This window comes from Streptococcus oralis (assembly GCF_003942875.1).
GTDB classification, from domain to species: Bacteria; Bacillota; Bacilli; order Lactobacillales; family Streptococcaceae; genus Streptococcus; species Streptococcus oralis_BX.
In genome coordinates this window covers 98,696-120,085 of sequence record NZ_RMVK01000001.1, presented here as the reverse complement: position 1 = coordinate 120,085, position 21,390 = coordinate 98,696, and the positions used below count along the sequence as shown (strand labels likewise).

General features: G+C 42.6%; 20 protein-coding genes. 16 read left to right on the top strand and 4 right to left on the bottom strand.

The features are described 5' to 3' along the window. The first annotated feature begins 6 nt into the window (after positions 1-6). The 7 genes from D8844_RS00635 (at position 7) to D8844_RS00605 (ending at position 6,480) form a co-directional block, all read left to right on the top strand. On the top strand, positions 7-831 hold the full coding sequence (locus D8844_RS00635; RefSeq protein ID WP_125421076.1) for an alpha/beta hydrolase: 825 nt from the start codon (positions 7-9) through the stop codon (positions 829-831). Positions 832-851: 20 nt separating this feature from the next. Beyond that, positions 852-1,592: an esterase family protein gene (locus D8844_RS00630; protein WP_000546816.1), complete on the top strand. Its 741-nt coding sequence runs from the start codon at positions 852-854 to the stop codon at positions 1,590-1,592. Positions 1,593-1,604: 12 nt separating this feature from the next. After that, positions 1,605-2,771: an ATP-grasp domain-containing protein gene (locus D8844_RS00625; RefSeq protein WP_125421073.1), complete on the top strand. Its 1,167-nt coding sequence runs from the start codon at positions 1,605-1,607 to the stop codon at positions 2,769-2,771. Positions 2,772-2,928: 157 nt separating this feature from the next. Continuing rightward, entirely contained in the window at positions 2,929-3,798 is an 870-nt protein-coding gene (gene gla, locus D8844_RS00620; RefSeq protein WP_125421070.1) for an aquaglyceroporin Gla, read from the top strand. A 110-nt stretch (positions 3,799-3,908) separates the two neighbouring features. After that, positions 3,909-4,634: a CppA N-terminal domain-containing protein gene (locus tag D8844_RS00615; protein WP_125421067.1), complete on the top strand. Its 726-nt coding sequence runs from the start codon at positions 3,909-3,911 to the stop codon at positions 4,632-4,634. Continuing rightward, on the top strand, positions 4,631-5,566 hold the full coding sequence (locus tag D8844_RS00610; protein WP_125421064.1) for a serine hydrolase domain-containing protein: 936 nt from the start codon (positions 4,631-4,633) through the stop codon (positions 5,564-5,566). Before D8844_RS00615 ends, D8844_RS00610 begins: the two co-directional genes overlap by 4 nt. Before the next feature lie 8 nt (positions 5,567-5,574). After that, positions 5,575-6,480, top strand: coding sequence for a DMT family transporter (locus tag D8844_RS00605; RefSeq protein WP_042767721.1), 906 nt, complete (start codon positions 5,575-5,577; stop codon positions 6,478-6,480). A 44-nt stretch (positions 6,481-6,524) separates the two neighbouring features. On the opposite strand, the gene D8844_RS00600 is transcribed toward D8844_RS00605, so the two are convergent. Then, on the bottom strand, positions 6,525-7,808 hold the full coding sequence (locus D8844_RS00600; RefSeq protein ID WP_000808282.1) for a uracil-xanthine permease family protein: 1,284 nt from the start codon (positions 7,806-7,808) through the stop codon (positions 6,525-6,527). A gap of 419 nt (positions 7,809-8,227) precedes the next feature. After that, complete coding sequence (gene rsmG, locus D8844_RS00595; RefSeq protein ID WP_125421061.1) at positions 8,228-8,941, bottom strand: 16S rRNA (guanine(527)-N(7))-methyltransferase RsmG; 714 nt, start codon at positions 8,939-8,941, stop codon at positions 8,228-8,230. A gap of 93 nt (positions 8,942-9,034) precedes the next feature. Here rsmG and D8844_RS00590 point away from each other — a divergent pair, with 93 nt between their 5' ends. The 3 genes from D8844_RS00590 (at position 9,035) to D8844_RS00580 (ending at position 11,203) form a co-directional block, all read left to right on the top strand. Continuing rightward, positions 9,035-9,595: a LemA family protein gene (locus D8844_RS00590; RefSeq protein WP_049479068.1), complete on the top strand. Its 561-nt coding sequence runs from the start codon at positions 9,035-9,037 to the stop codon at positions 9,593-9,595. Between the two features lies 1 nt (position 9,596). Further along, positions 9,597-10,496: a zinc metalloprotease HtpX gene (htpX, locus tag D8844_RS00585; protein ID WP_070568942.1), complete on the top strand. Its 900-nt coding sequence runs from the start codon at positions 9,597-9,599 to the stop codon at positions 10,494-10,496. A 107-nt stretch (positions 10,497-10,603) separates the two neighbouring features. Further along, the gene (locus tag D8844_RS00580) at positions 10,604-11,203 is read left to right on the top strand and encodes a CPBP family intramembrane glutamic endopeptidase (protein WP_260467471.1); all 600 of its coding nucleotides are present in this window, start codon (positions 10,604-10,606) and stop codon (positions 11,201-11,203) included. A 190-nt stretch (positions 11,204-11,393) separates the two neighbouring features. Here the strand turns inward: D8844_RS00580 and D8844_RS00575 are convergent, their stop codons facing one another. Then, the gene (locus D8844_RS00575; RefSeq protein ID WP_125421058.1) at positions 11,394-12,953 is read right to left on the bottom strand and encodes an ATP-binding cassette domain-containing protein; all 1,560 of its coding nucleotides are present in this window, start codon (positions 12,951-12,953) and stop codon (positions 11,394-11,396) included. A 330-nt stretch (positions 12,954-13,283) separates the two neighbouring features. Next, positions 13,284-13,613 carry a hypothetical protein gene (locus tag D8844_RS00570; protein ID WP_000389545.1) on the bottom strand — a complete coding sequence of 110 codons (330 nt, stop codon included), beginning with the start codon at positions 13,611-13,613 and terminating at the stop codon, positions 13,284-13,286. Between the two features lie 168 nt (positions 13,614-13,781). Between D8844_RS00570 and D8844_RS00565 the strand changes: the two genes are divergently transcribed. The 6 genes from D8844_RS00565 (at position 13,782) to carB (ending at position 21,382) form a co-directional block, all read left to right on the top strand. Beyond that, positions 13,782-14,324: a YceD family protein gene (locus D8844_RS00565; protein WP_125421055.1), complete on the top strand. Its 543-nt coding sequence runs from the start codon at positions 13,782-13,784 to the stop codon at positions 14,322-14,324. After that, positions 14,325-14,954 (top strand): endonuclease III, encoded by a 630-nt coding sequence (nth, locus tag D8844_RS00560; RefSeq protein WP_070568919.1) that lies wholly within the window; start codon positions 14,325-14,327, stop codon positions 14,952-14,954. Positions 14,955-15,164: 210 nt separating this feature from the next. After that, on the top strand, positions 15,165-15,686 hold the full coding sequence (pyrR, locus tag D8844_RS00555) for a bifunctional pyr operon transcriptional regulator/uracil phosphoribosyltransferase PyrR (protein ID WP_125421052.1): 522 nt from the start codon (positions 15,165-15,167) through the stop codon (positions 15,684-15,686). A gap of 18 nt (positions 15,687-15,704) precedes the next feature. After that, entirely contained in the window at positions 15,705-16,628 is a 924-nt protein-coding gene (locus tag D8844_RS00550) for an aspartate carbamoyltransferase catalytic subunit (protein ID WP_125421049.1), read from the top strand. A gap of 49 nt (positions 16,629-16,677) precedes the next feature. Continuing rightward, positions 16,678-17,757: a carbamoyl phosphate synthase small subunit gene (locus D8844_RS00545; RefSeq protein ID WP_000166848.1), complete on the top strand. Its 1,080-nt coding sequence runs from the start codon at positions 16,678-16,680 to the stop codon at positions 17,755-17,757. A gap of 448 nt (positions 17,758-18,205) precedes the next feature. Further along, positions 18,206-21,382, top strand: coding sequence for a carbamoyl-phosphate synthase large subunit (gene carB, locus D8844_RS00540; protein ID WP_125421046.1), 3,177 nt, complete (start codon positions 18,206-18,208; stop codon positions 21,380-21,382). Positions 21,383-21,390 lie beyond the last annotated feature (8 nt).

The following is a 21,390-nucleotide window of genomic DNA, read 5'->3' as shown; positions in this document are numbered from 1 at the left end:
CTGACAATGAATCATTCCTACTTTTACTTAAAAATGAAAGAACACAAACTCAAGGTTCCTTATACTGGAAAAGAGCGTCGTGTGCGTGTGCTTCTGCCTAAGGACTACGAGAAAGACACCGACCGTTTTTACCCAGTTGTTTACTTTCATGATGGGCAAAATGTCTTTTACAGCAAGGAGTCTTATATCGGGCACTCTTGGAAGATTATTCCAGTAATTAAGCGAAATCCTGACATCAGTCGCATGATTGTCGTTGCTATAGATAATGACGGCATGGGACGAATGAATGAGTATGCGGCTTGGAAGTTTCAAGAATCTCCTATCCCAGGCCAGCAGTTTGGCGGTAAGGGTGTGGAGTATGCCGAGTTTGTCATGGAGGTGGTCAAGCCTTTTATCGATGAAACCTATCGTACCAAAGCTGATCGCCAGCATACGGCTATGATTGGTTCGTCACTAGGAGGCAATATTACTCAGTTTATCGGACTTGAGTACCAAGATCGAATTGGTTGTCTAGGTGTCTTCTCATCTGCCAACTGGCTTCACCAAGAAGCTTTTAACCGCTATATCGAGCGCAAGAAATTGACACCTGAACAGCGCATTTTTATCTATGTAGGAACAGAAGAAGCAGACGATACGGACAAGACCTTGATGGCTGGCAATATTAAACAAGCCTATATCGACTCATCGCTTCGCTATTACCGTGATTTGATTGCAGGCGGAGTAGGCTTGGATAATCTTGTCTTGAAAGTTCAGTCTGGTGCCATCCATAGTGAAATACCTTGGTCGGAAAATTTGCCAGACTGTCTCAGATTTTTTGCAGAGAAATGGTAAGTTAAGAAAGGAGAAAGCCAATGCATATTGAAAACCTTAGCCACTGGAGTGGCAATCTCAATCGTGAAATGTACCTCAACCGTTATGGACATGCTGGGATTCCAGTTGTTGTTTTTGCTTCATCTGGTGGCAGTCACAACGAATACTATGATTTTGGCATGATCGACGCCTGTGCTTCCTTTATCGAGGAAGGCCGTGTTCAGTTTTTTACCTTATCCAGTGTTGACAGTGAGAGCTGGCTGGCTACTTGGAAAAATGGTCATGACCAGGCGGAGATGCACCGCGCCTACGAACGCTATGTAATTGAGGAGGCCATTCCTTTTATTAAGCATAAGACAGGTTGGTTTGATGGCATGATGACGACAGGATGCTCAATGGGGGCCTACCATGCACTCAATTTCTTTCTCCAGCATCCAGATGTCTTTACCAAGGTGATTGCCCTCAGTGGTGTTTACGACGCACGTTTCTTCGTTGGCGATTACTACAATGATGATGCTATTTACCAAAACTCACCAGTAGATTATATCTGGAATCAAAACGACGGCTGGTTTATTGATCGTTACCGTCAGGCAGAAATCGTCGTCTGTACGGGACTTGGTGCCTGGGAACAAGACGGTCTACCATCTTTCTACAAGCTTAAAGAAGCCTTTGACCAGAAACAAATTCCAGCCTGGTTTGCTGAATGGGGACACGATGTCGCCCATGACTGGGAATGGTGGCGTAAACAAATGCCTTATTTTCTTGGACACTTGTATCTATAAAAGGAGTTGCCTATGAATTACCTTGTTATTTCTCCCTACTATCCGCAAAACTTCCAACAGTTTACCATCGAGCTAGCTAATAAAGGCATCACCGTTTTGGGAATTGGTCAGGAGCCTTACGAACAACTGGATGAGCCTTTGCGCAATAGCTTGACCGAGTATTTCCGTGTGGACAATCTTGAGAACATAGACGAAGTCAAGCGTGCTGTTGCCTTTCTGTTCTACAAGCATGGCCCAATCGACCGCATCGAATCTCACAATGAATACTGGCTTGAGCTGGACGCAACACTCAGAGAACAATTCAATGTCTTTGGTGTCAAACCAGAGGATCTCAAAAAGACCAAGTTTAAGTCTGAGATGAAGAAACTTTTCAAAAAAGCAGGCGTCCCTGTGGTACCTGGTGCTGTTATCCAGACGGAAGCAGATGTGGATAGAGCAGTTGAGACGATTGGTCTACCAATGATTGCCAAACCTGATAACGGAGTGGGAGCGGCAGCAACCTTTAAGCTTGAGACAGAAGATGATATCCATCACTTCAAACAAGAATGGGACCATTCAACCGTTTATTTCTTTGAAAAATTTGTCACTTCTAGCGAAATCTGTACTTTTGACGGACTTGTGGACAAGGATGGCAACATCGTCTTTTCAACGACTTTTGATTATGCCCATACACCACTTGATCTCATGATTTATAAGATGGATAATGCCTATTATGTTCTCAAGGATATGGATCCAAAATTGCGTAAGTATGGTGAAGCCATTGTCAAAGAATTTGGCATGAAGGAGCGTTTCTTCCATATCGAATTCTTCCGTGACGGGGACGACTACATTGCCATTGAGTACAATAATCGTCCTGCAGGTGGCTTTACGATTGATGTTTATAACTTTGCCCACTCCTTGGATCTCTACCGAGGTTATGCAGCTATTGTCGCAGGTGAAGAGTTCCCCGCATCAGAGTTTGAACCTCAATACTGTCTAGCTACATCACGTCGTGCCAATGCAAACTATGTCTATTCAGAAGAAGACTTGCTTGCTAAGTACAGCCAGCAATTCAAGGTCAAAAAAATCATGCCAGCAGCCTTTGCAGAGCTACAAGGGGACTACCTTTATATGCTGACCACTCCGAGCTGTCAAGAGATGGAGCAGATGATTGCAGACTTTGGTCAACGTCAAGACTAATGAAAAGGATGAAGGGAGTTTGACTCCTTTTGTCCTTTTCTTAAAGATAAGTTAAATAAAGCGTTTTCCATAGATTCTTTTAGAAAAGATATTGCTAAAAGGCCTAAAAATTGATAGAATAAGGATTGTCTAAAAAAATTTAAGGAGAATCTATCAAATGGATTTTACATGGGCTATTAAATATGCCACAGAATTCTTGGGAACTGCTATTTTGATCATTCTTGGTAATGGTGCAGTTGCTAACGTTGAACTTAAAGGTACGAAAGGTCACCAAAGTGGCTGGCTCGTTATCGCGGTTGGTTATGGCATGGGGGTTATGATCCCAGCCTTGATGTTTGGTAATGTATCTGGTAACCACATCAACCCTGCTTTCACTCTTGGACTTGCTGTTAGTGGACTTTTCTCTTGGGAGCAAGTACCATATTACATCCTAGCACAAGTTTTGGGAGCAATCTTCGGTCAAGCTTTGGTTGTAGCGACTCACCGTCCTTACTACTTGAAAACAGAAAATCCAAACAACATCTTGGGAACTTTCTCAACTATCTCAAGTTTGGACCATGGAACAAAAGAATCACGTTTTGCAGCTACTGTTAATGGTTTCCTAAATGAGTTTGTAGGTTCATTTGTTCTTTTCTTTGCAGCACTTGGTTTGACTAAAAACTTCTTTGGTGCAGAGGTTCTTCAATACATGAAACAAATGGCTACTCAAGCTGGACAAACTGTTGATTTAAGTGAATTGGCAGTGAAAGCTCAAGTAGCTCCACATACAGCTGCTGGGATCTCAGTTGCGCACTTGGCACTTGGTTTCCTAGTAATGGCCTTGGTAACTTCACTTGGTGGACCTACTGGTCCTGGTTTGAACCCAGCTCGTGACTTTGGACCTCGTCTTCTTCACGAACTCCTTCCAAAATCAGTTCTTGGTCAACACAAGGGTGATTCAAAATGGTGGTATGCATGGGTTCCAGTTGTAGCTCCAATTGCAGCGGGTATTGCGGCAGTAGCACTATTCAAACTACTTTACCTATAAGAAATGAAACTGGGGAATCCCAGTTTTTTTCTTGTAAAATTTCTAAATAAAATAGATATGGCTTGTAAAATATTCGAAAATCCTTTAAAATAAAAGAGTTGGAGGAATATATGAATGTGAATGAGATTGTTCGGATCGTTCCGACTTTGAAAGTTAATAATCGAAAATTAAATGAAAAATTTTACATTGAAACCCTGGGGATGAAACCTTTGCTGGAAGAGTCTGCCTTTATTTCTCTAGGTGATCAGACAGCTACGGAGAGATTGATTTTAGAAGAGTCTCCAAGCATGCGAACACGCAAAGTTGAAGGACTTAAGAAGCTAGCTAGACTCTTGATAAAGGTTGAGAATCCTTCTGAAATTGAAGCTCTTCTTTCTCAGATGAAGTCTCTTCCTCGTCTATTTAAAGGAAACCGTGGGTATGCTTTTGAGATTGTTTCTCCTGAAGAGGATGTGATCCTTGTTCATGCAGAAGATGATATAAGAGATTTGGTTCCACTGGAAACTGTTCCTGAATTTTATTCAAATACAAGTATAAAATACGTGAGCCAATTTGAGGTTTCTACGGAGTTGCATTTGCCTGAGGGGACAGAGAGTTTACTTGATCCTGAAGGAGTAGCGCCAGCAATTACCTTTACTAAAGGGCAAGGGCCAGATTTGGCTGTTGAAAACAATGTCACTTGGGACCTGACGATGTTGAAATTTTTAGTAAGAAATTTTGATCTAACCAGTCTTCGTCAGAAATTTGAAAAGACAGGCTACTTTGTCCCTAAGTCTGAAAAATTCTTCCTTGGTAAAGATACCAATAACATTGAATTGTGGTTTGAAGAAGCATGAAGTTGGAAAAAATTCTAAGAAAAATAGAAAATCAAATCGAGGCAGGGATTTATCCCGGGGCCTCTTTTGCGTATTATAAGGATGGTGAATGGAAAGAGTCTTATCTAGGATTGAGTGATTCAGAACGAGACTTGAAGACAGAAAGCGGTTTGGTTTATGATCTAGCCAGTGTGAGTAAGGTCGTGGGAGTGGGGACGGTTTTTACCTTCTTGTGGCAGCAGGGCAAATTAGATATTGATCGACCAGTGACGGATTTTTTACCGGAGTGTGATTATCCTGATATCACTATACGGCAGCTTCTGACCCATGCCACAGACTTGGACCCCTTTATTCCAAATCGGGACCTCTTGACTGCCCCTGAATTAAAAGAAGCCATGTTTCACCTCAATAGACGAAGTCAGCCTGCTTTTCTATACTCAGACGTTCACTTTTTACTCTTGGGCTTTCTTTTGGAAAAAATCTTTAACCAAGACTTGGATCAGATTATAGAAGAACAAGTTTTGGAACCATGGGGGATGAAAGAAACCCAGTTCGGCCCCATTGAGCAAGCTGTACCAACAGTGAGAGGAGTAGAGTCCGGAATCATTCACGACCCCAAAGCCCGTCTATTAGGGAAACACGCTGGAAGTGCTGGTTTGTTTTCGACTGTTAAGGATTTGCAAATTTTTCTGGAACATTACTTGAAAGATGAGTTTGCTGCAGATTTGAGCCAAAATTACGCTCCCTTAAATGATAAGGAGCGGTCTCTAGCCTGGAATCTGGAAGGAGCTTGGCTCGACCATACGGGTTATACAGGTACCTTCATTATGTGGAATCGGGAGAAGCAGGAAGCGGCTATCTTTTTATCCAATCGAACGTATGAGAAGGATGAGCGTGCCCAGTGGATAGTTGATCGAAATCAAGTGATGGAAATGATTCGTCAAGAGGAGTAGGGAGAAGCATGTCAAAAACCGTAAAAGGAACTCTGTATACAGTAGTGGCAGGGATTACTTGGGGCTTGTCTGGATCCAGTGGCCAATATCTGATGGCACACGGGATTTCTGCTCTAGTCTTGATCAATCTGCGACTTATCATTGCAGGCTTGGCGCTCGTAGTCTTATCCTATATGACTGCAAAGGATAAACTCTATGCTTTTTTAAAAGACAGAAAAAGCCTTTTATCTCTGCTGTTGTTTGCCTTGTTTGGACTTTTCTTAAACCAGTTTGCCTATCTTTCTGCCATTCAGGAAACCAATGCTGGAACGGCGACAGTTCTCCAGTATGTATGCCCCGTTGGGATCTTGATTTATACTTGTATCAAGGACAAGGTGGCGCCTACTCTGGCTGAGATTATTTCAATTGGTTTAGCAATTGGAGGAACGTTTCTGATCGCAACGCATGGGGAACTTGACCAGTTGTCTGTCACACCTGCTGGTTTTTTCTGGGGCCTCTTTTCAGCCTTGACCTATGCCCTCTATATTATCCTTCCCATCGCTTTGATTAAGAAGTGGGGCAGTATTTCGGTGATTGGTGTTGGTATGGTTATTTCTGGTGTAGTGGCTATTCCTTTCACAGGGATCTTACAGGCCAGCATACCGACTAGCTTAGATTTTCTCTTTGCATTTGCTGGGATTATCATTATCGGAACGGTCTTTGCCTATACAGCTTTTCTAAAAGGAGCTAGTCTGATAGGCCCTGTTAAGTCTAGTTTATTAGCTTCCATAGAGCCAATTTCTGCCGTTTTCTTTGCCTTTCTGATTATGAAGGAACAGTTTTATGCGATTGATTTTGTTGGTATGGCTATGATTTTACTAGCCGTGACCATTATTTCTTTGAAAGATTTACTGCTGGAAATAAAGAGTAAGTAATAAAAAAATCCACTCAATTGAGTGGATTTTGTGTGTATAGATGATTAGTCTTTATTTTCGTGTGGCAAAATCAAGTTTAAGATAATTCCTGTCATGGCTGATAGAGCAGTACCTGAAAGTGTAACTGGACCAAGTTTGAGGATGGCTCCACCAAGACCAAGTACCAACATGGCACTTGCGATGATGAGGTTACGCATTTGACTGAAGTCAACGCGCTCTTTAATCAAAACTTTTAGACCGTTGCTGGCGATAACTCCGTAGAGAAGGATGGACATGCCACCAAGCACAGCATTTGGAATGGTTGAAATCAAGGCAGTGAATTTACCTAAGAAGCTAAGAGCAATGGCGATAAAGGCTGCGTTACGGATAACAGAGACAGAAGCGATACGAGTCATCCCGATAACTCCTGTATTTTCTCCGTAAGTCGTGTTAGCTGGTCCACCTAGGAAGGCTGATACAGATGTCGCGATACCGTCACCAAGAAGCGTACGGTGAAGTCCTGGTTCTTTCAGGAATTGACGGCCACAGATTTGGCTCAAAACTGTGTGGTCTCCGATGTGTTCTGAAATGGTTACAATAGCGATTGGCAAGATGGCGATTGTTTCAGGACCGAAGTACAAGTTGTACTCTTTAAAGGCACCACCAGTGCTAAATGGCAAGTAGAAACCAGGAATTTCAAACCAGTTGGCTTGAAGGACTGGGGTAAAGTCAACCAAACCAAGCATCATAGCGAAGATATAACCACCGATGATGGCAAAGAGGAAAGGAATGATACGAAGGAAACCTTTTCCTTTTGTATTGATAAAGGCGGCAATCAAGAATGTAACAACGGCTACAAGGGCGTTTTTCCAGTTTCCGTCTGCTACGAGTCCAGCATTCGTTACAGCAGAACCAGCAAGACCAAGACCGATAACGATAATCATAGGTCCGATAATGATTGGGGGCAAGAGTTTATCAATCCATTTCGTACCTGCAAAACGAACACTTGCTGCTACAAGGACATAGACCAAACCAGTCAAGATAACTCCAGTTTGAGCAGCAGAGACATCGCCTCCCATTTCTTTCATGGCTAGAGACATAGCTGTGATAAAGGCGAATGAAGAACCTAGATAAACTGGAACCTTAAAGCCAGTAGAAATCATGTAGATAAGTGTTCCAATACCGGATGCAAAGAGAGCAACCGATACGGGCATTCCCAAAATTAAGGGAACGAGAATGGTTGCGCCAAACATGGCAAATACGTGCTGGAAGCTTAGAAGAATACCTTTACCAGCAGAAGGACGTTGATCAACGTCTAGTAACAAGTCAACAGTTGATTCCTGTTTCATAAAAACCTCACTTTTGGGCACCAAAAAAGAGCCCATTATTTTGCAGCAATAGGCCCTCAGAGTAAGACTTTTTAAAAAATAGCTATCTTTTAAAAATTTATATAAATCTGCGCCTTCGTCACCTCACAGGATGACATTAAAAACCTTTGCTTAGGATAGTATAGCAGAAAAAATTCGTTTTGTAAACGAATTTTTCCCGAGCCCAGAAATGTGAGAGTGAGGTCCGTTTTGTAAGCGAATTTTTCCCGAGCCCAGAAATACGAGAGCGAGGTTTGATTTTGTAAATCATTTTTTCCCGAGCCCGGAAATGCGAGAGCGAGGTTCGTTTTGTAAACGAATTTTTCCCGATCCTAGAAATAATAAAGCGAGGCTGATTTTGTAAATTGTTTTCTGAACTTTAAACAAGGGTGCACTATTGTTTAAAGTGGGCGTTTGTTGGGCATGCCAGCCTTTCTTGGGTACTTGTTAGGTGTTTCCTTTTTCTTTTCGACGACAGTGATGTAGCGCGGATCTCCATTTGGTAGGGCGTAGCTGAGATTGTCTTCGACCTTGCTGAAGAGGAGGTTGAGGGCATTCTTGGCTTCTAGCAATTCCTCAGGAGCATTGCTGGCCTTGAGTGCCAATAGTTTGCCACCGACTTTAAGATAGGGAATGGTCAGCTCAGACAAAACCTGCATACGGGCAACCGCACGAGCCGTCACCACATCAAACTGGGCACGGAAGTTCTTGTCTTGGGCAAAGTCTTCTGCCCGTCCATGGTAGAAGTGAACACCGTCCAAATCCAGCTCCTGAGCTAATAGTTGGAGGAAGTTGATGCGCTTATTTAGCGAATCAATGATGGTTACATCTAACTGAGGATAGAGGATTTTCATGGGTAGACTAGGAAATCCTGCCCCAGCCCCGATATCAAGAAGTTTGATAGTTTCATTTGAAATCAAACCTTGCAGAATGGGTGCAATCGAATCATAAAAATGTTTGAGATAAACTTCTTCTTTATCTGTAATAGCGGTCAGGTTAATTTTTTCATTCCACTCGACCAAGAGTTCAAAATACCGTTCAAATTGGTTCTTTTGCTGGTCCGAAAGTGGAAGATTTTGCTCGACGAGCAAGCTGTAAAATGTTTCTGGTTTCATAGTCGTTTCCTTCTCTAGTATCATCTTATTTTACCATATTCATTAAAATTTTGATATACTGGTAGTAATCTAAAAGCAGAAAGGAATAAGATTATGACTTGGATTATTCTTGGAGTTTTGGCTCTAATTGTTATTTTTGTGATTGTTAGCTATAACGGTTTGGTGAAAAATCGTATGCAGACAAAGGAGGCTTGGAGCCAGATCGATGTTCAGTTGAAGCGTCGTAATGATCTCCTCCCAAACTTGATTGAAACAGTCAAAGGCTATGCCAAATATGAAGGTTCTACCTTGGAAAAGGTGACAGAACTTCGTAGACAAGTAGCCACAGCAACCTCGCCAGCTGAAGCGATGAAGGCCAGTGATGCCCTTACCCGCCAGATTTCTGGTATCTTTGCAGTAGCAGAGAATTACCCAGACTTGAAAGCTAGTGCTAACTTTATCAAATTGCAAGAAGAGTTGACCAATACAGAAAATAAAATTTCTTACTCTCGCCAACTCTACAACAGTGTTGTCAGCAACTACAATGTAAAACTTGAAAGTTTCCCAAGTAACATCATCGCAGGACTATTTGGCTTTAAAGCTGCAGACTTCCTTCAAACACCTGAAGAGGAAAAGGCGGTTCCTAAAGTTGACTTTAGCGGTTTAGGTGACTAAGATGTTGTTTGATCAAATTGCGAGCAATAAACGAAAAACCTGGATTTTGTTGCTGGTTTTCTTCCTACTCTTGGCCTTGGTTGGTTATGCGGTTGGCTATCTCTTTATGCGTTCAGGTCTTGGTGGCATGATTATTGCCTTGATTATCGGCCTTATCTACGCTCTGACCATGATCTTTCAATCAACAGAGATTGTCATGTCCATGAATGGGGCGCGTGAGGTTGATGAGCAAACAGCCCCAGACCTCTACCATGTAGTAGAAGATATGGTCATGGTCGCTCAGATTCCCATGCCGCGTGTTTTCATCATTGAGGATTCATCTTTAAATGCCTTTGCAACAGGTTCAAACCCGCAGAATGCAGCAGTCGCAGCAACATCGGGTCTTCTGGCAATCATGAATCGTGAGGAGCTAGAAGCTGTTATGGGTCATGAAGTCAGTCATATCCGAAACTACGATATTCGCATTTCGACCATTGCTGTCGCCCTTGCCAGTGCCATTACCCTTCTGTCTAGTATGGCAGGACGGATGATGTGGTGGGGTGGCACTGGTCGCAGACGGAGTGATAATGATCGTGACGGAAATGGTTTGGAGATTATCATGCTTGTTGTCTCTCTCTTAGCCATTGTTCTGGCACCTCTCGCAGCAACCCTGGTGCAATTAGCCATTTCCCGTCAGAGGGAATTTCTAGCGGATGCATCCAGTGTGGAGCTGACTCGCAATCCTCAAGGGATGATCAATGCACTGCGCAAGTTGGACAATAGCGAGCCGATGCACCACCATGTTGACGATGCCAGCAGCGCTCTTTATATTAATGATCCCAAGAAAGGTGGGGGACTACAAAAACTCTTTTATACCCACCCACCCATCTCAGAACGAATCGAACGCTTGAAACACATGTAAAAAAATCCAGAGGTCGTCTCTGGATTTTTGCTTTTAGTATCTCACTTTTAACTTGTTATCTCACCAAAAAATAGTATAATATATGTAATTCTATATAATTGAGGTGAATGATGTATAAGCGCTGGATGACGTTTTTCTTGATTTTGATTTTTCTGCCGATTCATTTGAGTATAGCAGAGAAAATCATGCGAATAAATTCATTAACGCTATCAATCCTTTTTACACTTGTTGAACTTGCAATATTTTTATATGTAGGAAAAAAGTATGACTTGTTTCACATTCGGAAAATCCGCCTAAAAGATATTCTTAAATGCTTTCTTTCATACGCCTTGCTTTTCCTGTTTTATATTATGGTCAATTTTTTAGGCCCTACCCAATCAGACACAACTCAAACTGTGCAAAGTTTATCACTTTCATGGTCTGTACTTTTTGCGGATCTCTGTGTTTTGGCACCTGTCACGGAAGAAATCTTTATGCGAGGTATGTTACAGGGGATAGTATTTAAGAATACCTATTTTGGCTTGTTTGCCACGTCGCTTCTTTTTGCTTATCTTCATGATCCCTATACTATTCCTAGCTTTATCAGCTATTTAGGTATGGGATTTGCATTTGGGGTAAGGTATAAGACTTCTGACAACCTATGGAATTCCATTCTTTTGCATGTCCTTAATAATCTGGTTGCGTTTTGCTTTTTGTATATGAGATAATGCTGCATTAGAATGCTTTGAGCTGTAAGATAGTAAAAAATGATTTCTAGCTTATACAATTGAAACAAAAGTCTGAGCATAATCTGTCACGTAGATGATGCCAGCAGCGATTTTTATATCAATGTTCCCAAGAGCGACGTATGTAAAAAGAATCCAGAGGTCGTCTCTGGATTTTTGCTATGTTCAACATTTATAAATCTTGTAAATCAACAACTTCCAAACCATTTTCTGTTAAACGATAGATACTCGTACAGACCTCTTTTAAGAAGCGTCTGTCATGTGAAACAGTGATCAGACCGCCGGGATAGGAGCCAAATAGTTTTCTGATTTCAGGTTGAGAAGTGGGAGAAAAATTACGTGTAGGCTCATCCAGAAGGAGGAAGTTTGGTTTGCGCAACACTAAATCCAAAAGTAGGAGTTTACCTTGTTGCCCGCCAGATAGGGAGCGGATTTGGTGGTGCATCTCTGGGTAACTGAAATTGAGACTGGCTAGGTGAGATTGGATTTTCTGTAGTTCCTCTTTTTGTCCAGTTTGGCTGAGATAGGCTACTGGAGATAGATCCAATTGTAGTTTTTTATGGTAATCTTGTGGCATAAAACCAAGCAAAATTTCTCTTTTGTTGCTTAGGAGTTGTTGTAACTTGGCTAACAGAGTTGATTTTCCAACACCATTTGGCCCGATGATACCGATTTTATCTTGGCCACGGACAGTGAGTTGTATCCCCTGAGCTAAAACGCGCTCTCCAATGGACAAATTTTCTTTTTCCAGTTGGATTAATACTTTAGAAGCCGGTAATGGTTGGACGTCTGAAAAGAAAAGTTGGATTTGTTCCTCGTCAAGTGGCTTTTGGGTCATGGACTGGGCTTCCTTTTCAAAGCGTTTTTCTTGAGAGAGTACATTTTTCATCTTTTTAGCCAATAGGCGCCCGGCAACATCATTTTTAGTATTTCGCAAAGCATTTTCTACATTCTGCTTAACGCGACGATGTTTTTCCATGGTTTTATCATGGGCTCGTTGGTCGTTAGCAGCTTGCTGGCTTTGTCTGGCAAAATTAGCCTTTCTCTGCTCACTATAGCGATCATAGTCTAAATGCTCGACTAGCGTTTCCGCTTCTTTCCGATGCTTGACCAGTCGCAAGTGGACAATAGTATCAGCCGTTTGAGAAAGAAAGTCTTCATCATGGGAAATGAAAATAACAGTTTGCTTCATCTTCTGTATCTGCCTTTTTAGCCAATCAACCGTCTCAAGGTCTAGGTCATTTGAAGGTTCATCTAAAAATAGAATCTCAAAAGGTTTGGCTAACTCGTGAATGAGCTGAACTTTCAAAGCTTCGCCCCCTGATAGACTGCCAATTTCTTGGTCGCTAGCAAAACGGTCGCTATCAAAGTGCAACTCCTCCGCCAAACGATAAAGAATACTGTAGTCTAAATCAGCAGAATCCAAAAAGAAGTAATCGTGTAGAGTCCTATTTTTTAGCTCCTCAGGTAACTTTTGAGGAATGTAGGCCAGTGATTGAAGGTCAGACTGGATGTCGCCCCTGATAGTAAAATCAGATAATGCTTCTCCCATTAAAGCCCGTAGTAAAGTCGATTTACCATTTCCTTCTTCACCAATAATAGCAACCTTTTCCCCGTCTTGGATGGTCATGCTTAGGTCAAATACAAGATCTCGTAGATCTTTGTTTTGCGTGATAGTTAGATGATTGATTTTTATCATATTGTTGCCCTTTCTAGAATGTCGATAGTGCATAACAAAAAGCTCTACTTTATCTAGTAGAGCCCAAAGTCACTGTCAAAACTCTATTATCCTCGTTGAAAAACTCGTCAAACTAGCTTGGAGCTGCCTAACCTAACCCAAGAGGAGCATAGCTTTCTAGTTTTTTGATTTTCAATGAGGACAAGATACTAGAAAATCTAGTATAAAAAGAGCACACAAAAAAGAGACAAAAACAAGATCTACTAAATAAAGTTCTTTATTTGATAGATTAGTTGTTCATGTCTCCCATACCTCCGAGTATTAGTACCTCTATCCTATACCTTTCAGGAAATTTTGTCAATAGAAAACAAGTAATTTCAAGCTCTAAAATCCGAAAACAGGCCCATAGAGAGTTAGCACGTGTTTGACATGTTCGTAGTGGAACTTGTCATAGTTACGCCAAGCAGTACGAGCTTGATCATTCAGTTTTAGGCTACCCAGTCCAATCAGAAGACTGGTGCGTTGGTAAAATTTCTCAAGGTCGATTAAGATACTGTTGTCTAGCTTTTCTGCTTTTTTTAGTTCCGTAAGAGTGGTGTTCAGCAGCTCTTGCAGTCGAAGATCATCGGCTGTTCCTTGTTTGCAACTTTGGTAGCTTTTATCTAACTCGGAAAGGAGTTGGTAAGCTTCAGTGATGAGTGCTTTATCTTCCATATGAGCATCCTCCTTGCTCTAGTGTATTCTTGCCTATAGTATAGCACTAATAGGAAAGTTTGTCATAGTAAATATGTTAAAAAATGAGATTTTAATATCAAAGTTTGATGGGCTGATTTGTAGCCTTTTCATGGTATAATCAAGTGAGTACATCTTTATGGAGGAAATATGAAGTTAAATATTCAAGAAATTCGTAAGCAACCTGAAGGCCTGCATTTTGAACAAGCTTTAGACCTGGCAGCAGAATTGTGTAAACGAAATCAAGAGATTTTAGATGTCAAAAATATCCTTGCAGTGGGGAAGGTACAGTATGAAGACCGTCTGTATTTCTTAGACTATCAGTTGTCATATACAATTGTCCTTGCTTCCAGCCGCAGTATGGAGCCGGTTGAGTTAGCTGAGTCTTATCCAGTGACAGAAGTTTTCATGGAAGGAGCGACCAACCAACTGGACCAGGAAGTTCTAGATGATGATTTGGTCTTGCCTATCGAAAATGGGGAAATCAACCTTGCAGAGAGCGTAGCAGATAATATCTTGCTCAATATCCCAATCAAAGTCTTGACGGCAGAAGAAGAGGCGGGCCAAGGTTTTGTGTCAGGAAATGACTGGCAAATCATGACTGAGGAAGAATACCAAGCCCAACAAGCAGTCAAGAAAGAAGAAAACAGTCCATTTGCTGGCTTGCAAGGACTGTTTGATGGAGACGAGTAGATGGTTTTATCCAAGAAACGTGCCCGTCATGTCATAGAGGAAATTATTGCCCTTTTTCCAGATGCTAAGCCTAGTCTAGATTTTCGCAATCATTTTGAACTCTTGGTTGCGGTGATGTTGTCAGCTCAGACGACAGATGCAGCGGTAAATAAGGCCACGCCAGGTCTCTTTGCTGCTTTTCCAACGCCACAAGCCATGTCTGTCGCGACAGAGAGTGAAATTGCTTCACACATTTCTCGCCTGGGACTGTATCGAAATAAGGCCAAATTCCTTAAAAAATGTGCCCAACAGTTACTAGACGATTTTGATGGTCAAGTGCCTCAGACACGAGAGGAATTAGAAAGTCTAGCGGGTGTTGGTCGTAAAACAGCAAATGTCGTCATGAGTGTGGGGTTTGGGATTCCTGCTTTTGCAGTGGATACTCATGTGGAGCGTATCTGTAAGCATCACGATATCGTTAAAAAATCAGCTACGCCACTTGAAGTAGAAAAACGTGTCATGGATGTTCTGCCACCAGAAGAATGGTTAGCAGCCCACCAGGCCATGATTTACTTTGGACGAGCTATCTGCCATCCCAAAAATCCAGAATGTAACCACTATCCCCAATTATATGATTTTAGCAATGTTTAAGGGGACTTTGAAAAAGTTTTTGCTTGATTTTAAGGGTGCTTTGTGCTATAGTAAATGGTAACTAAATAGTCCTTTAAACCTGTCCCGTGAGGCAGGCAAGGAGCGCGATAAAGTAGAAGGGTGAAGTCTATACTGTTTACAGTAGGGCTCGCTTGGCTATACATTTCAAGTCTCCTTGTAGAAGGAGACTTTTCTTTTTGGAGGTTTGTCATGAAGGCAAAAGAAGTTGTAGACGAATTGACCGTCAAACGCGCGATTACGCGAATTACTTACGAGATTATTGAGCGCAATAAAGATTTGAATAAAATTATCCTAGCTGGGATAAAAACGCGTGGTGTTTTCATCGCTCATCGTATCAAAGAACGCTTGGAGCAACTAGAAAATCTTTCAGTTCCTGTTGTGGAATTGGATACCAAACCTTTCCGCGATGACGTTAAAAGCGGAGAAGATACTTCTTTGATTTCTGTTGATGTGACAGGCCGTGAGGTTATCTTGGTGGATGATGTGCTCTATACAGGTCGTACTATCCGTGCTGCTATTGATAATATTGTAGGTCATGGTCGTCCTGCGCGCGTGAGTTTAGCAGTTCTAGTCGATCGTGGACATAGAGAATTGCCAATCCGTCCTGATTACGTTGGGAAAAATATCCCAACCAGTCGTTCTGAAGAAATCATCGTAGAGATGACAGAACTTGATGGCCAAGACAGAGTTCTGATTACTGAAGAAGCTTAGAAAGCTGAAGGAGTAGCCATGTCAGAAAATCAACAAGCATTGAACCATGTGGTTTCCATGGAAGACCTCACTGTCGATCAAGTGATGAAATTGATCAAACGAGGTATTGAGTTTAAAAATGGAGCCCAACTTCCCTACGAGAACAAACCTATCGTATCGAATCTCTTCTTTGAAGATTCTACACGGACACATAAGTCCTTTGAAGTGGCAGAGATTAAGCTAGGATTGGAGCGACTGGACTTTGATGTGAAGACTAGTTCGGTCAATAAGGGTGAGACACTGTATGATACCATCTTGACCCTATCTGCTCTAGGAGTGGATGTCTGTGTGATTCGCCACCCAGAGGTTGATTATTACAGAGAGTTGATTGCGAGTCCGTCGATTACGACTTCCATTATCAATGGTGGTGATGGTTCGGGACAACATCCTAGCCAGAGCTTGCTTGATTTGATGACTATTTATGAGGAATTTGGCCACTTTGAGGGTCTCAAGGTTGCTATTGCAGGCGACTTGGACCACTCACGTGTTGCCAAGTCCAATATGCAGATTTTGAAACGCTTGGGAGCTGAACTGTTCTTTGCAGGACCTGAGGAATGGAGAAGTCAAGAGTTTGCGGACTATGGACAGTTTGTAACTATTGATGAGATTGTTGATCAGGTGGCTGTTCTGATGTTACTCCGAGTTCAACATGAACGCCATGGAAGTGGAGCGGTCTTTTCAAAAGAAGGCTACCATGCTCAACACGGTTTGAACCAAGAACGCTATAATCGCTTAAAAGAAGGAGCCATTATTATGCATCCTGCTCCAGTTAATCGAGATGTGGAAATTGCTGACCACTTGGTTGAAGCTCCGAAATCACGCATTGTCCAACAAATGACCAACGGTGTCTTTGTTCGGATGGCAATCTTAGAATCCGTATTGGCGAGTAGAAACGCCAACTAAAACACAAGACGTTAAAAGACGCCAGTGAGCGTCCACGAGAGGTGAAAATATGACAAAAAGACTTCTAGTATTAGAAGATGGCACAGTTTTTGAAGGCAAGGCCTTCGGAGCAGATATTGATGTAACAGGCGAAATCGTCTTTAACACAGGGATGACCGGCTACCAAGAATCCATTACAGACCAGTCTTATAATGGACAAATCTTGACTTTCACTTATCCTTTGGTGGGAAATTATGGAATCAACCGTGATGATTACGAATCCATCATTCCAACTTGTAAGGGAGTTGTCGTTTTCGAAGAGGCGCGTCGAGCTAGCAACTGGCGCAACCAAATGACGCTGGATGAATTTTTGAAAGCTAAGAAAATTCCGGGTATTTCAGGGATTGATACGCGTGCACTTACCAAGATTATCCGTAAGCATGGTACCATGCGTGCAACCTTGACTCACGTTGGGGACAGCATGGACCATGTGACGGATCAGCTCCAAGCAACAGTCTTGCCGACAGACAATATCAAGCAGGTTTCTACTAAAACTTCCTATCCAGCTCCTGGAGTTGGTTTGAGTGTGGTGTTAGTGGACTTTGGTCTCAAGCACTCAATCCTACGTGAACTTTCTAAGCGTAACTGTAACGTGACGGTTGTTCCTTATTCAACAACGGCAGAAGAAATTCTCCACCTCAATCCTGATGGAGTTATGTTGTCAAATGGTCCAGGAAACCCAGAAGACGTTCCAGAAGCACTGGACATGATTCGTGGTGTGCAAGGGAAAATTCCAATTTTCGGTATTTGTATGGGACACCAACTCTTTGCTATGGCAAACGGGGCTAAGACCTACAAGATGAAGTTTGGTCACCGTGGATTTAACCACGCGGTACGTGAGATTGCAACAGGACGTGTAGACTTTACCAGCCAAAACCATGGTTATGCAGTCAGCCGTGAGGACTTGCCAGAGCATTTGATCATTACTCACGAAGAAATCAATGACAAATCAGTTGAAGGTGTACGTCACAGATACCAACCAGGTTTTTCCGTGCAATTCCACCCAGATGCAGCCCCTGGTCCACACGACGCAAGCTACCTATTTGACGAGTTTATCGAGATGATGGAAGCTTTTAAACAATCAAACTAAGAACGAGTAAAAGCTCGTTAGAGAATTTATGTAACTGAACACGAACGGAAAGCTCGGAATTTAGAGAAACCAACCTGGATTGTCAATCCTTCCTTGGTTTCCTAAAATTCAATCGCTTTCTATTCGTCCTTTGCATCTTATTTAATGGCAACCTGAGAGTTGCCGAATAGAAAGGCAGGTCGTTTCTTTTAGTCGCTATTGGGCGAACTAAAAACTCCCTGCACTAGATTTTTTATCGAAAAATATCGTTTCTCTAAAAAATCGTCGGAGAATTTATTTAATGGCAACCCGAGAGTTGCCAAATAGAAAGGAGAAGGGTGGTCCGTATTTGCTGAACTGAATACGGGCTACGGACGGTGCTAAAAAGATAGTTATTCCTAGAACTGACAGTTCTTCGTCATAACTCCTATTTTAGCTTTGTCCGCTTGACGCCCTTAATATCTTATAAATGCCTAAACGTACTGATATTCAAAAAATTATGGTGATTGGTTCTGGTCCGATTATTATTGGTCAGGCTGCTGAGTTTGACTATGCGGGGACCCAGGCCTGCTTGTCTTTGAAAGAGGAAGGTTATGAAGTTGTCTTGGTGAACTCAAACCCTGCCACCATCATGACGGACAAGGAGATTGCGGACAAGGTCTACATCGAGCCAATCACACTTGAGTTTGTAACTCGTATTCTCCGTAAGGAACGTCCAGATGCTTTGCTTCCAACTCTTGGTGGTCAAACAGGGCTCAATATGGCCATGGAATTGTCTAAAAATGGCATTCTAGATGAATTGGGTGTCGAACTACTGGGAACTAAATTGTCTGCCATTGACCAAGCAGAGGACCGTGACCTCTTTAAACAATTGATGGAAGAGCTTGAGCAACCAATTCCAGAATCTGAAATTGTCAATACAGTTGAAGAAGCAGTTGCCTTTGCGGCATCAATCGGCTACCCTGTTATCGTTCGTCCAGCCTTTACCCTAGGTGGTACTGGTGGTGGTATGTGTGCCAACGAGGAAGAACTTCGTGAAATCGCTGAAAATGGGTTGAAACTGTCACCTGTTACCCAATGTTTGATTGAGCGTTCCATTGCAGGTTTCAAGGAAATCGAGTACGAAGTCATGCGCGATTCAGCTGATAATGCTTTGGTTGTTTGTAACATGGAAAACTTTGACCCAGTTGGAATTCACACAGGGGATTCTATCGTATTTGCACCTGCTCAAACCATGTCAGACTATGAAAACCAAATGCTTCGTGATGCCAGCTTGAGCATCATTCGCGCCCTCAAGATTGAAGGTGGATGTAACGTTCAGCTAGCCCTTGATCCGTATAGCTTCAAGTACTATGTTATCGAAGTAAACCCTCGTGTATCACGTTCGTCAGCCCTTGCATCTAAGGCGACGGGTTATCCGATTGCCAAATTGGCTGCCAAGATTGCCGTTGGTTTGACTCTGGATGAGGTCATCAACCCAGTTACAGGTTCAACTTATGCTATGTTTGAACCAGCTCTTGACTACGTCGTTGCTAAGATTCCACGTTTCCCATTTGACAAGTTTGAAAAAGGTGAGCGTCGTCTTGGAACTCAGATGAAAGCAACTGGAGAAGTCATGGCCATCGGTCGTAACATCGAGGAATCTCTTCTAAAAGCATGTCGTTCACTTGAAATTGGCGTTCACCATAATGAAATGCCTGAACTGGCAACCGTTTCTGATGATGCTTTGATTGAAAAGGTTGTCAAAGCCCAAGATGATCGTCTTTTCTACGTTTCAGAAGCCATTCGCCGTGGTTACACACCAGAAGAAATTGCTGAATTGACCAAGATTGATATCTTCTATCTAGATAAACTCTTGCATATCTTTGAAATCGAGCAAGAATTGGGTGCTCATCCACAAAATCTAGAAGTTTTGAAAACAGCTAAGTTAAATGGCTTCTCAGACCGTAAGATTGCTGAACTCTGGAAAACGACAGCTGACCAAGTTCGCCAACTTCGTTTAGAAAACAAGATTGTCCCAGTTTATAAGATGGTCGATACCTGTGCGGCGGAGTTTGACTCTGAAACCCCATACTTCTATTCAACCTATGGTTGGGAAAATGAATCTATCAGATCTGACAAGGAATCCGTCCTAGTCCTAGGTTCAGGTCCAATCCGTATCGGTCAAGGGGTTGAGTTTGACTACGCAACCGTTCACTCTGTTAAGGCCATCCAAGCAGCTGGTTACGAAGCCATCATCATGAACTCAAACCCAGAGACTGTTTCTACAGACTTCTCGGTATCTGACAAGCTCTACTTTGAACCGTTGACTTTCGAAGATGTGATGAATGTTATCGACTTGGAGCAACCAAAAGGCGTTATCGTTCAGTTCGGTGGTCAAACAGCTATCAACCTTGCAGAGCCCCTTGCAAAAGCAGGTGTGACCATTCTTGGTACCCAAGTCGCTGACTTAGACCGTGCCGAAGACCGTGACCTCTTTGAACAAGCCCTTAAAGACTTGGATATTCCACAGCCACCAGGTCAAACGGCTACCAATGAAGAAGAAGCAGTGCTTGCTGCTCGCAAGATTGGTTTCCCAGTCCTCGTTCGTCCATCTTATGTCTTGGGTGGACGTGCTATGGAAATCGTCGAAAACGAAGAAGATCTTCGTTCTTACATGCGTACCGCTGTTAAGGCCAGTCCAGACCACCCAGTCCTTGTTGACTCTTACATCGTTGGGCAAGAGTGTGAAGTTGATGCCATCTCAGACGGGGAAAATGTCCTCATCCCTGGTATCATGGAGCATATCGAACGTGCTGGTGTCCACTCAGGTGACTCAATGGCAGTTTATCCTCCACAAACCTTGTCGCAAAAGGTGCAGGAAACCATCGCAGACTACACCAAACGCCTAGCAATCGGCCTCAACTGTCTTGGGATGATGAACATTCAGTTTGTCATCAAGGATGAAAAAGTTTACGTTATTGAGGTCAATCCACGTGCCAGCCGTACGGTTCCATTCCTTTCTAAGGTAACCAATATTCCTATGGCTCAGGTAGCGACCAAGCTCATTCTAGGGCAAAGTCTTGAAGAACTTGGCTACCAAGATGGACTTTATCCAGAAAGCGCTCGCGTTCATATCAAGGCGCCAGTCTTCTCCTTTACGAAACTAGCTAAGGTAGACAGCTTGCTCGGTCCTGAAATGAAGTCAACAGGGGAAGTCATGGGTTCTGATACTACTCTTGAAAAAGCTCTCTATAAGGCCTTTGAAGCTTCCTACCTACACTTGCCAACCTTTGGAAATGTTGTCTTTACCATCGCTGATGATGCCAAAGATGAAGCCTTGGACTTGGCTCGTCGTTTCCAAAATATCGGTTATGGTATCCTTGCGACAGAAGGGACAGCAGCCTTCTTTGCCAGTCATGAACTGCAAGCTCAACCTGTTGGAAAGATTGGTGACGATGAACAGGATATTCCAAGCTTTGTTCGCAAAGGGAAAATCCAAGCGATCATCAATACTGTCGGAACCAAACGAACTGCTGACGAAGATGGTGAGCAAATCCGTCGTTCAGCCATTGAACACGGTGTGCCACTCTTTACAGCACTAGACACAGCAAATGCCATGCTCAAGGTGCTAGAAAGCCGTAGTTTTGTCACAGAAGCGATCTAGTTGAGACA

Coding starts and splice junctions, on each gene's coding strand:
- nth (WP_070568919.1), top strand. CDS start 14,325: ATGGTTTTATCCAAGAAACGTGCCCGTCATGTCATAGAGGAAATTATT.
- carB (WP_125421046.1), top strand. CDS start 18,206: ATGCCTAAACGTACTGATATTCAAAAAATTATGGTGATTGGTTCTGGT.
- D8844_RS00565 (WP_125421055.1), top strand. CDS start 13,782: ATGAAGTTAAATATTCAAGAAATTCGTAAGCAACCTGAAGGCCTGCAT.
- D8844_RS00575 (WP_125421058.1), bottom strand. CDS start 12,953: ATGCACTATCGACATTCTAGAAAGGGCAACAATATGATAAAAATCAAT.
- D8844_RS00605 (WP_042767721.1), top strand. CDS start 5,575: ATGTCAAAAACCGTAAAAGGAACTCTGTATACAGTAGTGGCAGGGATT.
- pyrR (WP_125421052.1), top strand. CDS start 15,165: ATGAAGGCAAAAGAAGTTGTAGACGAATTGACCGTCAAACGCGCGATT.
- D8844_RS00630 (WP_000546816.1), top strand. CDS start 852: ATGCATATTGAAAACCTTAGCCACTGGAGTGGCAATCTCAATCGTGAA.
- D8844_RS00625 (WP_125421073.1), top strand. CDS start 1,605: ATGAATTACCTTGTTATTTCTCCCTACTATCCGCAAAACTTCCAACAG.
- D8844_RS00610 (WP_125421064.1), top strand. CDS start 4,631: ATGAAGTTGGAAAAAATTCTAAGAAAAATAGAAAATCAAATCGAGGCA.
- D8844_RS00590 (WP_049479068.1), top strand. CDS start 9,035: ATGACTTGGATTATTCTTGGAGTTTTGGCTCTAATTGTTATTTTTGTG.
- D8844_RS00550 (WP_125421049.1), top strand. CDS start 15,705: ATGTCAGAAAATCAACAAGCATTGAACCATGTGGTTTCCATGGAAGAC.
- gla (WP_125421070.1), top strand. CDS start 2,929: ATGGATTTTACATGGGCTATTAAATATGCCACAGAATTCTTGGGAACT.
- htpX (WP_070568942.1), top strand. CDS start 9,597: ATGTTGTTTGATCAAATTGCGAGCAATAAACGAAAAACCTGGATTTTG.
- D8844_RS00580 (WP_260467471.1), top strand. CDS start 10,604: ATGATGTATAAGCGCTGGATGACGTTTTTCTTGATTTTGATTTTTCTG.
- D8844_RS00635 (WP_125421076.1), top strand. CDS start 7: ATGAATCATTCCTACTTTTACTTAAAAATGAAAGAACACAAACTCAAG.
- D8844_RS00570 (WP_000389545.1), bottom strand. CDS start 13,613: ATGGAAGATAAAGCACTCATCACTGAAGCTTACCAACTCCTTTCCGAG.
- rsmG (WP_125421061.1), bottom strand. CDS start 8,941: ATGAAACCAGAAACATTTTACAGCTTGCTCGTCGAGCAAAATCTTCCA.
- D8844_RS00545 (WP_000166848.1), top strand. CDS start 16,678: ATGACAAAAAGACTTCTAGTATTAGAAGATGGCACAGTTTTTGAAGGC.
- D8844_RS00600 (WP_000808282.1), bottom strand. CDS start 7,808: ATGAAACAGGAATCAACTGTTGACTTGTTACTAGACGTTGATCAACGT.
- D8844_RS00615 (WP_125421067.1), top strand. CDS start 3,909: ATGAATGTGAATGAGATTGTTCGGATCGTTCCGACTTTGAAAGTTAAT.